Source organism: Pontibacter sp. H249 (assembly GCF_037892465.1).
Classification (GTDB): Bacteria; Bacteroidota; Bacteroidia; order Cytophagales; family Hymenobacteraceae; genus Pontibacter.
This window is the reverse complement of the sequence record NZ_JBBKTR010000012.1, coordinates 76333-90710: the sequence shown is the minus strand read 5'-3', so window position 1 is coordinate 90710 and position 14378 is coordinate 76333. Positions and strand designations below refer to the sequence as shown.

Annotated in this window: 16 protein-coding genes; 11 read left to right on the top strand and 5 right to left on the bottom strand. The window is 44.5% G+C overall.

Features of this window, described 5'->3' with window-relative positions; all coding sequences use genetic code 11:
- Positions 1–2: 2 nt before the first annotated feature.
- From pdxA to WG943_RS14870, 10 genes are all read left to right on the top strand, one after another.
- Positions 3–1025, top strand: a complete 1023-nt coding sequence (pdxA, locus tag WG943_RS14915) for a 4-hydroxythreonine-4-phosphate dehydrogenase PdxA (RefSeq protein WP_340410222.1) — start codon at positions 3–5, stop codon at positions 1023–1025.
- A 66-nt stretch (positions 1026–1091) separates the two neighbouring features.
- Positions 1092–1640, top strand: coding sequence for a YceD family protein (locus WG943_RS14910; RefSeq protein ID WP_340410221.1), 549 nt, complete (start codon positions 1092–1094; stop codon positions 1638–1640).
- A 53-nt stretch (positions 1641–1693) separates the two neighbouring features.
- Positions 1694–1891 (top strand): 50S ribosomal protein L32, encoded by a 198-nt coding sequence (gene rpmF, locus WG943_RS14905; RefSeq protein WP_340410219.1) that lies wholly within the window; start codon positions 1694–1696, stop codon positions 1889–1891.
- Positions 1892–1944: 53 nt separating this feature from the next.
- A complete protein-coding gene (plsX, locus tag WG943_RS14900; RefSeq protein WP_340410217.1) occupies positions 1945–2886 on the top strand; it encodes a phosphate acyltransferase PlsX in 942 nt (313 codons plus the stop codon).
- A 144-nt stretch (positions 2887–3030) separates the two neighbouring features.
- A complete protein-coding gene (locus WG943_RS14895; protein ID WP_340410216.1) occupies positions 3031–4029 on the top strand; it encodes a beta-ketoacyl-ACP synthase III in 999 nt (332 codons plus the stop codon).
- Between the two features lie 186 nt (positions 4030–4215).
- On the top strand, positions 4216–5445 hold the full coding sequence (locus tag WG943_RS14890; protein ID WP_340410214.1) for a glycosyltransferase family 87 protein: 1230 nt from the start codon (positions 4216–4218) through the stop codon (positions 5443–5445).
- A 146-nt stretch (positions 5446–5591) separates the two neighbouring features.
- Positions 5592–6155, top strand: coding sequence for an elongation factor P (gene efp / locus WG943_RS14885; protein ID WP_340410213.1), 564 nt, complete (start codon positions 5592–5594; stop codon positions 6153–6155).
- 3 nt (positions 6156–6158) lie between these two features.
- A complete protein-coding gene (gene accB, locus WG943_RS14880) occupies positions 6159–6647 on the top strand; it encodes an acetyl-CoA carboxylase biotin carboxyl carrier protein (protein WP_340410212.1) in 489 nt (162 codons plus the stop codon).
- Positions 6648–6770: 123 nt separating this feature from the next.
- Positions 6771–8114 carry an acetyl-CoA carboxylase biotin carboxylase subunit gene (gene accC / locus WG943_RS14875; protein ID WP_340410210.1) on the top strand — a complete coding sequence of 448 codons (1344 nt, stop codon included), beginning with the start codon at positions 6771–6773 and terminating at the stop codon, positions 8112–8114.
- 95 nt (positions 8115–8209) lie between these two features.
- Positions 8210–9160 carry a DUF6340 family protein gene (locus tag WG943_RS14870; RefSeq protein WP_340410209.1) on the top strand — a complete coding sequence of 317 codons (951 nt, stop codon included), beginning with the start codon at positions 8210–8212 and terminating at the stop codon, positions 9158–9160.
- An 82-nt stretch (positions 9161–9242) separates the two neighbouring features.
- On the opposite strand, the gene WG943_RS14865 is transcribed toward WG943_RS14870, so the two are convergent.
- The 5 genes from WG943_RS14865 to WG943_RS14845 form a co-directional block, all read right to left on the bottom strand.
- Positions 9243–9818 carry a DUF3109 family protein gene (locus WG943_RS14865; RefSeq protein ID WP_340410207.1) on the bottom strand — a complete coding sequence of 192 codons (576 nt, stop codon included), beginning with the start codon at positions 9816–9818 and terminating at the stop codon, positions 9243–9245.
- Positions 9819–10198: 380 nt separating this feature from the next.
- Complete coding sequence (locus tag WG943_RS14860; RefSeq protein WP_340410206.1) at positions 10199–10813, bottom strand: TIGR04282 family arsenosugar biosynthesis glycosyltransferase; 615 nt, start codon at positions 10811–10813, stop codon at positions 10199–10201.
- Positions 10806–11321 (bottom strand): rhodanese-like domain-containing protein, encoded by a 516-nt coding sequence (locus WG943_RS14855; RefSeq protein ID WP_340410205.1) that lies wholly within the window; start codon positions 11319–11321, stop codon positions 10806–10808. Before WG943_RS14855 ends, WG943_RS14860 begins: the two co-directional genes overlap by 8 nt.
- Positions 11322–11329: 8 nt before the next feature.
- On the bottom strand, positions 11330–12397 hold the full coding sequence (arsS, locus tag WG943_RS14850; RefSeq protein WP_340410204.1) for an arsenosugar biosynthesis radical SAM (seleno)protein ArsS: 1068 nt from the start codon (positions 12395–12397) through the stop codon (positions 11330–11332).
- A 3-nt stretch (positions 12398–12400) separates the two neighbouring features.
- The gene (locus WG943_RS14845) at positions 12401–12736 is read right to left on the bottom strand and encodes an arsenosugar biosynthesis-associated peroxidase-like protein (protein ID WP_340410203.1); all 336 of its coding nucleotides are present in this window, start codon (positions 12734–12736) and stop codon (positions 12401–12403) included.
- A gap of 248 nt (positions 12737–12984) precedes the next feature.
- Between WG943_RS14845 and WG943_RS14840 the strand changes: the two genes are divergently transcribed.
- Positions 12985–14349: an NAD-dependent succinate-semialdehyde dehydrogenase gene (locus WG943_RS14840; protein ID WP_340410201.1), complete on the top strand. Its 1365-nt coding sequence runs from the start codon at positions 12985–12987 to the stop codon at positions 14347–14349.
- Positions 14350–14378 lie beyond the last annotated feature (29 nt).

Genomic DNA, 14378 nt, shown 5'->3' with positions numbered 1-14378 from the left:
AAATGGATACAAAGTATAAAGTAAGATTAGGCATTAGTATTGGCGACACCAACGGCATTGGCCCTGAGGTGATCGTGAAGACCCTTAGCGACCAGCGAGTACTTAATTACTGCACGCCGGTTATTTATGCAGCGCCTGGCGTGCTTAACAGAATAAGAAAGGTGCTTAGCGCAGAGCACTTCTTTTATCAGCCGGTTAACTCTGCCGATGCGCTGGTGCCTCGCAAAATAAACCTGGTAACCTGCTGGGATGGAGAGCTGGAAGTTACACCTGGCACGCCAACACCGGAATCTGGCAAGGCGTCCCTTGATTCATTGCTAGCCGCCAGCCGCGACCTGAAAGCCGGAAAGCTGGATGGTTTGGTTACCGCACCTATTAATAAAGACAACATACAGGCAGAGGAGTTTAATTTCCCGGGCCATACCGAGTTCCTTACCTCTTACTTCGACGCACCGGAAAGCCTGATGCTTTTAGTAAGCGGAGATTTAAGAGTGGCTACAGTTACAGGGCACATGCCTGTTAAAGATGTAGCTTCTAAACTGACGCCAGAGTTGCTTATCCGTAAGATGACCATACTGCTGGAATCGCTGCGAAAGGACTTTGGCATACTGAAGCCACGTATTGCCGTGCTGGGCCTTAATCCGCATGCTGGCGAAGAAGGTTTGCTGGGTACTGAGGAAATGGAGATCATACGCCCGGCCATCATGCAAATGAAAGAGCGAGGCCACCTGGTGTTTGGTCCCTTCCCGGCAGATGGCTTTTTTGGCATGCAGCAGTACAAGCATGTAGATGCCGTATTGGCCATGTACCATGACCAGGGATTGATTCCTTTTAAAACTTTGGCCTTTGAGAGCGGGGTGAATTATACGGCGGGCTTGCCTATCGTGCGCACCTCACCAGACCATGGCACTGCCTATGATATTGCAGCTAAGCACATTGCAAATGAAACCTCTTTCCGGGAAGCGTTGTTCTTGGCCTGCGACATTATAAAAATGCGTAAGGAAGAACAAATGCCTGCTGTTTAATAGCGTCAGGTATTTTTTTTCTCAGATATATATCCTAATTTTGCGTCTTGCAATAAAAAGTCGGTTGTGAAAAAGTTAAAAGATTATGAAATCGGCATTGCCAAACTCAGCAACAAGGTGCATACCTATGAGTTTGAGATGGATGATTCTTTCTTTGACCTTTTTGGGAAGGAAATAATTTCAGGAGGAAAACTACTGGCTAACGTGGAGCTCGATAAAACAGAGTCGTTGCTTACGTTTAAAATTGACATAAAAGGGCATGTGCGCCTTACCTGCGACAGAAGCCTGGATGAATTTGATCATCCGGTAGATGTACAGGACGTTTTCAGAGTGAAGTATGGCGATGAAAACATGGAGTTGGCCGATGACCTGTGGCAGATCACAAGCGGTACACAGGCTATCAACATTGCGCAGCACCTGTATGATTACATCAGCCTGTCATTGCCTATGAAAAAGCTGCATCCGCGGTTTATAGAGGAGATAGACGAGGAGGATGAAGAAAGTGAGGAGGATATCCTGATTTATTCTTCGCGCGGCGAAAGCGACAGCGAAGATGAGGACGACGATGACGAGGACACTGATCCGCGTTGGGACGCTCTCAAAAACCTTAACTAAAAGAGTTTCAGAAGTATAAAAAGTATAAACTAGTAAGTAATTTCAACTAAAAAATGGCACATCCTAAACGTAAGATTTCGAAGACCAGAAGAGATAAGAGAAGAACTCATTATAAACTTTCTGAGAAAGCCATCGCAACTTGCCCTACTACAGATACGCCTCACCTTTTCCACCACGCTTATGTGGTTGATGGTGACCTGTTCCACAAAGGCAAGCTGGCTATCAAAAATTATACAGCTAACGCACAGTAAGCACTAACCCTGCTTTAGTTTTAGTTCTGTATAATTAACAACATCCATCATACATGAGGATCGCCTTAGACGCTATGGGCGGCGACTATGCACCAGAGGCTGTCGTTAAAGGTGCTATACTTGCCGCAGAGCAACTGGAAAAAGATGATGCTATTTTGCTGATTGGCAAAGAAGACGTTATCAAACCGCTGCTTGAGGAATACAATTACGCTGGGAACAACATAAAAATTGTTCATGCTAGCCAGGTTATCGAAATGGGCGAGCACCCTACAAAGGCGCTTTCCCAGAAAACCGACTCTAGCATAGCCGTAGGTTATGGCCTGCTTAAAATGCAGAAAGCAGATGCTTTTTGTAGTGCAGGCAATACCGGCGCTATGCTGGTAGGTGCTATGTTTAGTGTAAAAGCGGTAGAAGGTATTTTAAGGCCCTCTATTGGAGGATTAGTTCCGAAGCTTAACGGTGGCTTCGGCATCATGCTCGACGTAGGCGCTAATGCCGACTGCAAACCGGAAGTACTGGAGCAGTTTGGCGAGATTGGTTCTATTTACGCCAAGTATGTGCTGGAGATTCCAAACCCTAAAGTTGGTTTAATGAACCTGGGTGAGGAAGAAGGCAAAGGCACCGTTGTTACACAGGCAGCTCACCAGCGCCTAAAAGCAAACAGCAATATCAACTTTATCGGCAACATAGAAGGTCGCGACCTTTTTAACGATAAGGCAGATGTGATTGTATGCGACGGTTATACCGGTAATATCATTCTTAAGATGGCGGAGAATATCTACGACATCCTGAATGAAAAGAACATGCACGATCCGTTCTTCGATAAGTTTAATTACGAAGCAGTTGGCGGAAGTCCTATTCTGGGTATTAATGGTAACGCAGTAATCGGCCATGGCGTGTCTAGTCCTAAAGCTATATGCAACATGGTGCTGCAGGCCCAGAAAATGGTTTCATCTAAACTATCGGATCGGTTTCAGAAAAAATACAGCATTTAACCGGTTTCCCCTTAGGGGTAACTGATTAATATCTAATTGGCTTAATCTGCTCCAGCAATTCTTTTTACAGAATCTGGCAGGTTATGCCAATTTTTTTTTAGTAACTTGCCCCACTTACTTAATTCTAACCGAAATATCATTACCATGAGTAAAATCACTGCCGCTATAACAGGTGTAAGTGGCTATGTTCCAGAATACGTGCTCACAAACAAAGAACTTGAGACACTGGTTGAGACCAATGACGAATGGATAACATCGCGCACGGGTATCAAAGAGAGGCGTATTCTGAAAGGTGAAGGCCTTGGCACGTCGCACATTGCAGTGCCTGCGGTTAGAGAGTTGCTTAAAAAAACAAATACAAAGCCGGAAGAAGTAGACCTGCTTATATGCGCCACTACTACCCCTGACATGGTTTTTCCGGCAACAGCCAACCTGATAACAGCAGAGGTAGGAGCCGTTAATGCATTTGGTTATGACCTACAGGCAGCCTGCTCAGGTTTTCTTTATGCTTTGGTAACAGGTTCTAAATTCATAGAGTCTGGTCAGTATAAAAAAGTAGTTGTGGTGGGTGCAGATAAAATGTCATCAATCATTGACTATACAGATAGAGCTACCTGCATTATTTTTGGCGACGGAGGCGGTGCCGTAATGCTTGAGCCAAACACAGAAGGATATGGCATTATTGATTCTGTATTAAAATCAGACGGTACTGGTGCTCAGTACCTGCACATGAAAGCGGGTGGAAGCCGCAAACCAGCAACTATCGAAACGGTTCAAGCCAGGGAGCATTATGCATTCCAGGAGGGTCAGCAGGTCTTTAAGTTTGCTGTTAAAGGTATGGCCGACGTATCTGCTGAGGTTATGGAGCGTAATCAATTGTCTGGCGATGATGTTGCCTGGCTAGTACCGCACCAGGCAAACAAACGCATTATCGAGGCTACAGCAAACCGCATGGGCCTTAGCAACGAAAAAGTAATGCTCAACATCCATAAGTATGGTAACACCACCAGCGGCACCATTCCGCTTTGCCTGTGGGAGTATGAAAGTCAACTAAAGAAAGGCGATAACCTGGTACTGGCTGCCTTTGGAGGTGGTTTTACATGGGGAGCTATTTACCTGAAGTGGGCTTATGACCCCCAATAATATAATGTAATCATTTAAAAGCGGCTGATGGCCGCTTTTTTTATTGTATACCTACAAAGCCTTTTCTTTACAGGGTTTAAATTTCGAAAATACTGGCGCTGTTACCTATATTTACCTTGGCAAACAATGTTGCCTTCAGAAGAATGCTTTTGTGTAAGTAATAAAAGGTTATACAATTTATTAGAGATGAAGAAACTCTTCTATAAGCCAAATCTGTGGCTGTATTATATACTTTTTGCCAGCTTGGTGTTGTTAATTGGCGAGGTTGTAAATGACCGCTTTACAATGCACGACCTGGAAGTATACCATCGCACTGCAGAACGAATGCTACAAACCAAGCAACTTTACCGTATTGCCTCCGACGGGCATTATGTATACAAATACTCCCCTACTGCTGCGCTGTACTTTGTTCCTTTTGCCTTACTACCCTTTGGAGTTGCAAAAATTATGTTCTGGGCATTACTTACCATCCTCACTATTGTTGTGCTCAAGGTGCTATATAAGCAAACCGCCATCGAATCAGAAGTAGTAAAAGAACGAAACCAAAACATCCTTCTGCTAGCTTTCCTGGCAGTGGGTGCTCATGTACACAGAGAGTGGCACCTGGGGCAGGTTAATTTCGTGTTGCTAATGCTGTACGTTTTTGTGCTAACAGCACTCTCCAACAAGAAACAGCTTTTAGCAGGTATTCTGTTGGCAATAAGTCTGTTCTTAAAACCTTTCGGATTAATTTTCTACCCTTACCTCCTGATTAAAGGAAAATATAAAGCCGTTCTTGCCTCCTTCGCAGGTTTACTAGTAATGGGTATACTACCTATGCTGTTTTACCCTTCCTGGGACCAGTTTATGCAGCTAAACAGAAGTTGGATATCAGAACTTACCATAGAATTAAGTGCGAAGCAGGACCTGTTGGCAGATGCCAATCACACTATTTTTTCCGTACTAGCCAGATACACTCCTTTGCAATATCTTGTAAATACGGGCGTAGCATCTAAAATTTATCAATTGCTGTTACTTTTAGTTATTGGGGTTAGCTTCTTATACTTTATATGGATGGGCCGAAAAAGGCAGAGGAGCATGATGGCAGAAGGGGCCTTTCTTATAACCTTAATTCCGTTATTTGCCTTTACAAGCCAAAATGCTTTCTTATTTACACTTCCTGCAATTATAGTAGTACTGTATAATTATACTGCCCTAAATGCAACAGGCAAGGTAATGGCAGTGTCAGCTTGTATTCTAATTGGAGCAAACATCAGGGATTTGATGGGATCAAGGTTTTACAACATCTTTGAGAATGCATCTGTTTATACTTTCGGAGCAGTACTGTTGCTGGCTCTTCTTTTCATGATCAGAAGCAAATATAACAGTCAAATAACTAGCGTTAAACACGCTGAAAAAAGTATTATGCGTGCATAACATCTTGAATAAATGGAAGAAAAGCAACTTAAATTCTTACCTTTTTCGGGACAAATGCGGCAGATTAGCTAACTTTGCTTGCAATAGATAGTTTTGCGCTATACTTTTAACGTTTCAATTAAGTACAACACGATTCAGAAAATAACATGGCAACCACAGCTGATATCAAAAACGGCGTTGTGATTGAGTACAACAACGACCTTTACCAGGTAATCGACTTCCAGCACGTAAAGCCAGGCAAAGGTCCTGCGTTTGTTAGAACGAAGCTGAGAAATATCAGATCTGGTAAAGTATTGGACAATACCTTCTCAGCTGGTCACAAGATCGTTACTGCCCGTGTAGAGCAGCGCCCTCACCAGTTTATCTACAAAGATGACATGGGCTATAATTTTATGGACATGAATAACTTTGAACAGGTAACACTGAACGAGGCTATGGTGCCATTTGCAGATTTAATGAAAGAAGGCCAGGAAGTAACTATACTTTTCCATGCTGAAACGGAGACTCCGCTAACGTGCGAAATCCCTCCTTTTGTGGAACTGACTATCACTTATACTGAGCCTGGCATCAAAGGCGATACCGCCACAAACGCCTCTAAACCAGCTATCGTAGAGACAGGTGCCACTATACAGGTGCCACTTTTCATCGGGCAGGACGAAAAAATAAAAGTAGACACTCGTACTTATTCATACGCAGAAAGAGTTAAATAACACATGAAAGCTAAAGAAATCCAGGACCTTATCGACTTTATTGCCAAATCTGGCCTGAATAAAGTTAACATCGAGACAGAAGAATTCAAGATTGCTGTACAGCGTGAGCCAAACCAAAAGGTGAAGTATGTAAGCGAGCCGGCACCGGTTGCTGCTCCTGCACCACATATGGCACCTGTTCAGGCAGCTGCTCCAGCTACACCGGCACCAGCTGCCGCCCCTGCTCCAGCAGCCGCTTCTGACGATAGCAAGTACATTGCCATTAAAGCTCCAATGATTGGTACTTTCTACCGTTCTGCAAGCCCAGAAAAGCCTGCTTTTGTTAACGTAGGCGACGAGGTAAAAAAAGGACAGGTAATTTGTATTATTGAGGCTATGAAGCTGTTCAACGAGATTGAGTCTGAAGTATCAGGTAAAATCGTGAAAGTGTTGGTAGACAACTCTTCTCCAGTTGAGTATGATCAGCCACTGTTCCTGGTAGATCCAAGCTAATTTTTCAAATTTGAAAATTTGAAAATGAGAAAATTTAAAATGGAGATGGTGTGATAAACGTCTCCATTTTCATTGTCTACAGTTCTCAAGCCTACAAATCTTCAAATCCCCTAATTTGATTATATGTTTAAGAAAATACTAATTGCTAACCGTGGCGAGATTGCACTCCGCATCATCCGTACCTGCAAAGAGATGGGTGTTAAAACGGTAGCCGTATACTCTACTGCCGACAAGGAAAGCCTTCACGTGCGTTTTGCCGACGAAGCTGTATGTATCGGCCCTGCACCAAGTGCACAATCTTACCTGAACATACCAAACATTATCGCAGCTGCCGAAATCACCAATGCCGATGCCATTCATCCAGGCTATGGTTTCTTGTCTGAGAATGCTGAGTTCTCTCGCATCTGTGCTGAAAATAACATTAAATTTATTGGTGCCTCTCCAGAGATGATCAACCAAATGGGTGATAAAGCCTCTGCAAAAGATACCATGAAAAAAGCAGGTGTTCCTACTATTCCGGGATCCGAAGGTCTACTGAAAAACCTGGAAGAAGGTATAAAGCTTGCTAAAAAGATAAAGTACCCTGTAATTATCAAAGCAACTGCCGGTGGTGGTGGCCGTGGTATGCGTATTATTAAGCGTGAGGAGGATTTTGAAAAAGCATGGAATGATGCTCGCACAGAGTCTAAGGCTGCTTTCGGTAATGATGGCATTTATCTGGAGAAATTTGTGGAGGAGCCACGCCATATCGAAATCCAGTTGATAGGCGATCAGCATGGCCAGGTAGCGCACCTTTCAGAGCGTGACTGCTCTATCCAGCGCCGTCACCAGAAACTGGTAGAGGAAACTCCGTCTCCATTCATTACAGACGATCTTCGTGAGCGTATGGGCCAGGCTGCCATTGCCGGTGCCAAAGCCATCAACTACGAAGGTGTTGGTACAATTGAGTTCCTGGTAGACAAGAACCGTGACTTCTACTTCATGGAGATGAACACACGTATCCAGGTGGAGCACCCTATTACAGAAGAGGTAATTGATTACGATCTGATTAAAGAGCAAATAAAGGTAGCCGCCGGTGAGAAAATTACAGGCAAGAACTATTACCCTAAAATGCATGCAATCGAGTGTCGTATCAATGCTGAAGACCCTAAGAACGGTTTCCGTCCTAGCCCAGGCAAGATCACTACACTACATACACCAGGTGGACACGGCGTGCGTGTAGATTCTCATGTTTACTCTGGCTATACTATTCCTCCTAACTACGACTCTATGATCGCAAAACTGATCGTGAGTGCGCAGACACGTGAAGAAGCACTTGTGAAGATGAAGCGTGCTCTGAGTGAGTTTGTGATTGAAGGTATTAATACAACAGTTCCTTTCCACCTGAAACTAATGGATGACCCTGGTTTTAAAGAAGGTAACTTTACTACTGCGTATCTAGATAATTTCGATTTCAGCAGCATTTAATTGCTACCACTATACTTTAAAAACCTCGGCTAAACAAGCCGAGGTTTTTTTGTAGGTATATGCAACCCGCAAACAAATTCTATACTCCAACAGGTATGAACTTCTTCAGTAAACTTTCAGCCTACTGCCTGGTCCTCCTGATGCTGCAAAGCTGCACATCCATACTTTACATCAACACTACACTGCCTCCGGAAGTAGCAGTAGCCAACGAGCAATGGAAGGTAGTAGCCATTAACAGGTTTAACCCGGAGCTGTTACCTATTAACCGCGACAAAAAGATTGAGGTGTTTAAGGTTGGTGCCAGTGAAGCATTTTACAGCGCCACTGATGCTATTGTAGCAGACGAAACATTTAGCTTGGCGGCCATTGATACAACTGCACAGTATAGGCAGGCTACCCCTAACCAACGGCTAACTGCAGAGCAGGTGCAAAGTATTTATCGGCAGCACCCACACCACCTGATCCTGGCACTAGAAAATTTTGAGGCTTTTCTTGACCAGGAGACTGTACGCGAGAAAGACAGTGAAGGATCTGTTTCTAAAACTGCTCATTATACTTTGTTTACCCGCACCACTTGGGTACTTTATGACAGTACCGGAACTGTTCTGGATAGTGAAAAACTCTCCAGAAACGAGTTATATGACTCTAGGGGTGTACTAAGTGGCTTGCTTGCTATTGGTCCATCTATGGCAAACGCCGGACCTGTTGTAAATAAGCTTGCCTGGCAAACCGGGCAGGATTACTGGCAGCGCCTGCACCCCAAGCATGTTAACTACGAACGCATATACTACTCCAATAAAGAGTTTACGCCTGCCGCCTATAGTATGGCCGCCAGTGACTGGGATAAGGCTACAGCCTTGCTTGCACCCATAGCCGCAGGCAGGAAACGTAAAGATGCCGCCAGAGCAGCTTATAATTTGGCCGTTATACATGAAGCAAAAGGAGATATTGCCGAAGCTAAAAGATGGGCCAAGCAGGCAGCGGACAAGGGAAACAAGCTGGCTTTGCTATTACTCCCAGATCTAGAAAAGTATGCGGAGAGATAACCACCATTTTGAGTAAAGTATAAAAAGCGAGGCCCGGTTGTATTGTACAACCGGGCCTCGCTTTTTATACTTTATACTTAAGCTATGCTTTCTGCTCTTCTTCCTGCATTATTTGCTCCAGTTCGCTGTACCAACCTTCGCCATACTTACGAATAAGCGGCTCTTTCAGAAACTGGTATACCCGCACGCCAAGGTCTTGGCCGAAGCTGCAGGCCGCGCTACAGATGCCCCAACGGTCATAGTTCAAGGCTTCAAAATCGTCATACTTTGTAATACGGATTGGGTACAGATGACAGGAGATCGGTTTTTTCCAGCTGATTTTGCCATCGTAGTAGGCTTGCTCTATCGCACACTTAAGGGTATTATTTTCGTCATAAATAGCGTAGGCACATTCTCTGTTATCAATGGTTGGCGTAGAGTAATCACCCTCCCAATCCTCAATGTAAAGCCCTTGATCCTCAACTGCCTGTTTGCCAGCACCGGTCATATAGGGTTTTATATGCTCATAGTTCTCCTGCAGTATGGCCAGTTCATCCTTATCTAAAGGCGCACCCAAGTCGCCTTCAACGCAGCAGGCACCTTTGCACTTCTCTAGGTTACACACAAAAAACTGATCACGTATGTCGTCGCTAATGACGGTATTCTGAAGAACTATCATGAGTGGTAATTTATTAGGAAGACAAAGGTAAGCAGAAATTAGTTTACTTATCTGATGCTGGCTACGGGTTGAAGTATAGTCTTACCTCTGTTATCTATCGAGCTACAGTTACTTCTCCGCCTTATTAGCTTAAAGTTTCACCTCTGGCTTTGGTAACCTTCCAGTTCGGGAGGCTTCGTCCTCATGTCTCGCGCGTCCTCGCATTGCTCGTCATCGACACCTCTCGAAACCTTCTTTATCGAGGGTACTTCCCCCCGATTGACACTTCTTCATTACGGTTTCATCAATTGGCAAAATCTCCTCCTCGGAGGGGCCTGGGTGGGTTGACACCTTCGCGAGGACAAGTTTGAACCTGAGTCAGAAACAGCAAAGCCAAATAATTAAGCTTCCCCCTGCACCTTCTCCCAGAAATCTTCATCCAGGTCTTCAATGTAATCTACGTCCGAAAGCTCGGGCAGTACCTTGTGCGTTAGGTGCAGGCGTTCTATATCGTGAATTGTATCTGGAAAAACATGTTCGGTACTCCAGCGCTTGTTCTGGAACAGCTCGTGGTGCATTTGGTTCATGCCGAGCAGGTAATAGCCTCCATCCAATGCAGGACCTATCACAATTTCATACTTTTTAAGCTCCTCAAAAGCTTTTTGGATGATGGCTGGTGTAAGCTGGTGGCAATCGCTGCCGATGATTACAACAGAAGTATACCCCTGGGCAAAAGCACTTTTAAAGGCTGACTGCATTTTAGCTCCCAAATCACCGGAGGGTTGCACCTGCTTCTTATACTTGTCGTTTGGCCACAGGTCGTGCTCGTCTATCTCGTTGGAGTAGTGTACCATCTTATCCATAGGTAAATGCTCTGTGATTTGCTTCGTGTGCTGCAGCAAGTGCATATAAATAGCAAGTGCTTCTTCTGGACCAACAGAGGCTGCCAACCGGGTTTTAACTTTACCCAATTCTGGGTTGCGCACAAACAGCATCAGCAGGTTCTTATCACTCATATACTTTTTCTCCTTTTGCTAACCACACTCCCCATGCTGGAGAGTATGCATGCACTTTGCTTGTAATGCCTTTGGCATCATAAACGGTAAATCCTTTATTTACCCATTCAAAAATGCCACCATACAGGTTGTATACGTTTCGGTAGCCTGCATTCTTTAACTTCTCACCTATTTTTTCGCTGCGGTAGCCAACAGAGCAGTAAACAACTATAGAAGCATCTTTAGGCAGATCCTGAATTTGCTCGATGCTGAATGAATCATAATCTACAAACCGGGATCCTTTCAGATGGCTTACTTCAAACTCTATTTTGGTTCTAGTATCCAGGAGTACAACACCAGCCTTTTGTTTACTTAGCTTTTGATGCAAAGCCTCTGCAGCTATTACAGGCACAGCATCTGTATAAAGCCCTTTGAGCATTACATGGTATGCACCTTCTCGTGTTTGCGCAAAAGAGCTTACCACCAACAGGCAGGCAAGAGCAATAAGTATAGATAGTTTAGGGAACATGCAAAATTCTATTTTATAGTTTCGCCGCCGCAGCTAGAGCCGGCACCGGCAGTACAGCCGTAGCAATGCTGGTTAAGAATAATGTTACGCTCATCTAATACCTGTAAGTTAAAGTCCCGGATGTGCTGTGGTGCAGTTTGAGCAACTTTAAGGTCGAGCATCTGGTTAAAGTCGCAGTCGTAGAGGTAGCCGTCCCAGCCTATCGAAATAGTGTTGCGGCACATTACTCCGCCAGCTGCTTCCGGATTAAAATTATCTACTAGTTTCTGCATATAGCCTTCGTAGTTACCGCTCTGCACCAGGTAGTCCAGATAACGGCTGATGGGTAGGTTTGTGATACAGAACAGGCTGTTAAATTCAATGTTATAGCTGCTCTTGAGTCTGCGCTTGAACTCTGCTTCCATGGCCTTCTGGCCACTTGGCAGAAATGCTCCTGACGGGTTATAAACCAAGTCGAGAAGCAAATTGCTACCTTCCTTTCCATACCCTACCGCATTTAGCATTTGTAATGCTTTAACTGATTTTTCAAATACGCCGTCGCCGCGTTGCGCATCGGTGCGGGAGGCCATAAAGTATGGTAAAGACGAAACAACATGCACCTGGTGTTGCCTGAAAAACTCTGGCAGGTCGTTATACTTTTTGTTAGCAAGTATGATAGTAAGGTTGCAACGCACTAATACCTGCCGTCCCAACCTGGAAAGCTCCTCTACAAACCATCTAAAATCAGGATTCATTTCGGGAGCACCTCCGGTTAAGTCTATTGTGGCAATTTGAGGTGCGTGCTGCAGTGCGTCCAGGCAAAGCTGTATGGTTTCGCGGGTCATTATCTCTTTGCGATCGGGGCCGGCATCTACGTGGCAATGGCGGCAAGTTTGGTTGCACATTTTACCTACGTTTATTTGCAGGATGGTTGTGCCTGTAGGTTTAAGCGGAAACAGCCCATGCTCGCGCAGCCTGGCAGTAAAAGCAGGGAATTGCTCTCCGTGGCTACCAGCCTGCTGCAATACATTTAGCTGATAAAACGGATCAGAGAAGTTGTGGTGTTGACTTTTTAAAGACTTTGTGGTAGAACCCATTCCTTACATGCTCACTTCTTTCACTTTATTCATCATCTGCACACCGTGTACCAAGGCAGCTCCACCTTTTATCGCAGCGGCTACATGCAGGGCCTCCATCATCTGCGCCTCATCTACACCTTTCTGCAGGCAATCAGTACTGTAGGCATCAATGCAGTAAGGGCATTGCACGGCATGAGCCACTGCCAGCGCAATCAAAGATTTTTCACGCTCTGTTAAGGCGCCTTCTTTAAACACCTCACCGTAATAGTCAAAAAACTTACGGCCCAACTCAGGTTGCCACTCACTAATGTTTCCGAATTTAGATAAATCGGCGGGGTTGTAATAGGTCTTTTCCATGGTTTTAGGATTTAGATTTGAGTTAGAATGTTAATATACGACAATTGTTAAACTCTCAGATTCCTTTATGCTTAAAAGCACAAGACTCAGTTAAACTTAATTGCAAAGCTAAAACCCAAGTCTTAGAACCTATAACTCAAATCTGATAGAACTGTTTAGATAAACTAGGAACCACTTACAGATACTGATAAAAAAACCATTACAGCACAAAACTGTATATTTACATCACAAGCATACTACACAAAACTATGGCCATACAAAGTATAAATCCTGCTACCGGAGAGGTTATCAAAACATACGAAGCCGACAATCCGGAAGAAGTAAACAGAAAGATAGAAGCCGCAGAAAAAGCTTTTGAGAGCTGGCGTGAAGTTAGTTTCAAAGAGCGTGCAAAATACATGCACAGGCAAGCTGACATCTTGGAGCAGGAGGCAGAAAAGTATGGCAAGATTATCACACTGGAGATGGGTAAGCCTCTGAAAGATGCCATCGCTGAAGTTAAGAAGTGTGCTAAAGCCTGCCGCTACTATGCCGATAACGCTGCTGATTTCCTGAAAGATGAAATCATTGAAACAGATGCCTCTAAAAGTATGATCGCTTATGAACCACTGGGCGTGGTGTTGGCTGTAATGCCTTGGAATTTTCCTTTTTGGCAAGCATACCGCTTTCTGGCTCCTGCCCTGATGGCTGGTAATATTGGCTTACTTAAACATGCTTCTAACGTACCGCAATGCGCATTGGCAATCGAGGAAATAGTTCGAAACTCCGGCTTCCCAGATAATGTATTCCAGACGCTGCTGATTAGCTCTAAAGACGTAGAGGCAGTGATAAAAAATCCGGTGGTTAAGGCTGTAACTTTAACAGGCAGTGAGGGAGCTGGCGCACAGGTAGCGGAGATTGCCGGCCGCGAAATAAAGAAAACTGTGCTGGAACTGGGCGGCAGCGATGCCTTTATTGTATTGGATGACGCTGACTTAGACAAAGCAGCAGAGGTAGCTGTAAAATCAAGAATGGTGAACACTGGGCAGAGTTGTATTGCCGCCAAGCGTTTTATTGTAGTAGAAAGTATAGCCGATGCTTTTATAGAGAAGATGAAAGCAAAAATGGCTAACCTTATAACCGGTAACCCTTTAACAGACGAAACAGATTATGGCCCGCTGGCTCGCAAAGACCTAGCCGAGGACCTGGAAAAACAGGTGAAGGCATCAGTAGAAAAAGGGGCAGAAGTAGTATTGGACGGTGGCCGTAACGGTAACGATAATGCCTATTTTAATCCGATGATTCTGAAAAATGTGAAGCCCGGAATGCCAGCCTACGAAGAAGAAATGTTTGGCCCCGTGGCAGCAGTTATGGTAGCAAAAGACGAAAACGAAGCAGTTAAAATTGCAAACGACTCCCGCTTCGGACTTGGCGGCGCCGTCTGGACCCAAGACAAGGAAAGAGGGTTGCGTGTAGCCCGTAAGGTAGAAACTGGTGCTATGTTCGTTAACGCTTTAGTGGCCTCTACTCCCGAAATGCCTTTTGGTGGCGTTAAGAAATCAGGCTACGGTCGTGAATTGTCTTACTTAGGAATAAGAGAGTTTGTGAACCAGAAGAGTATCTGGGTAGCCTAAAAAATTTATAGAAGCACCATCTAAATCAC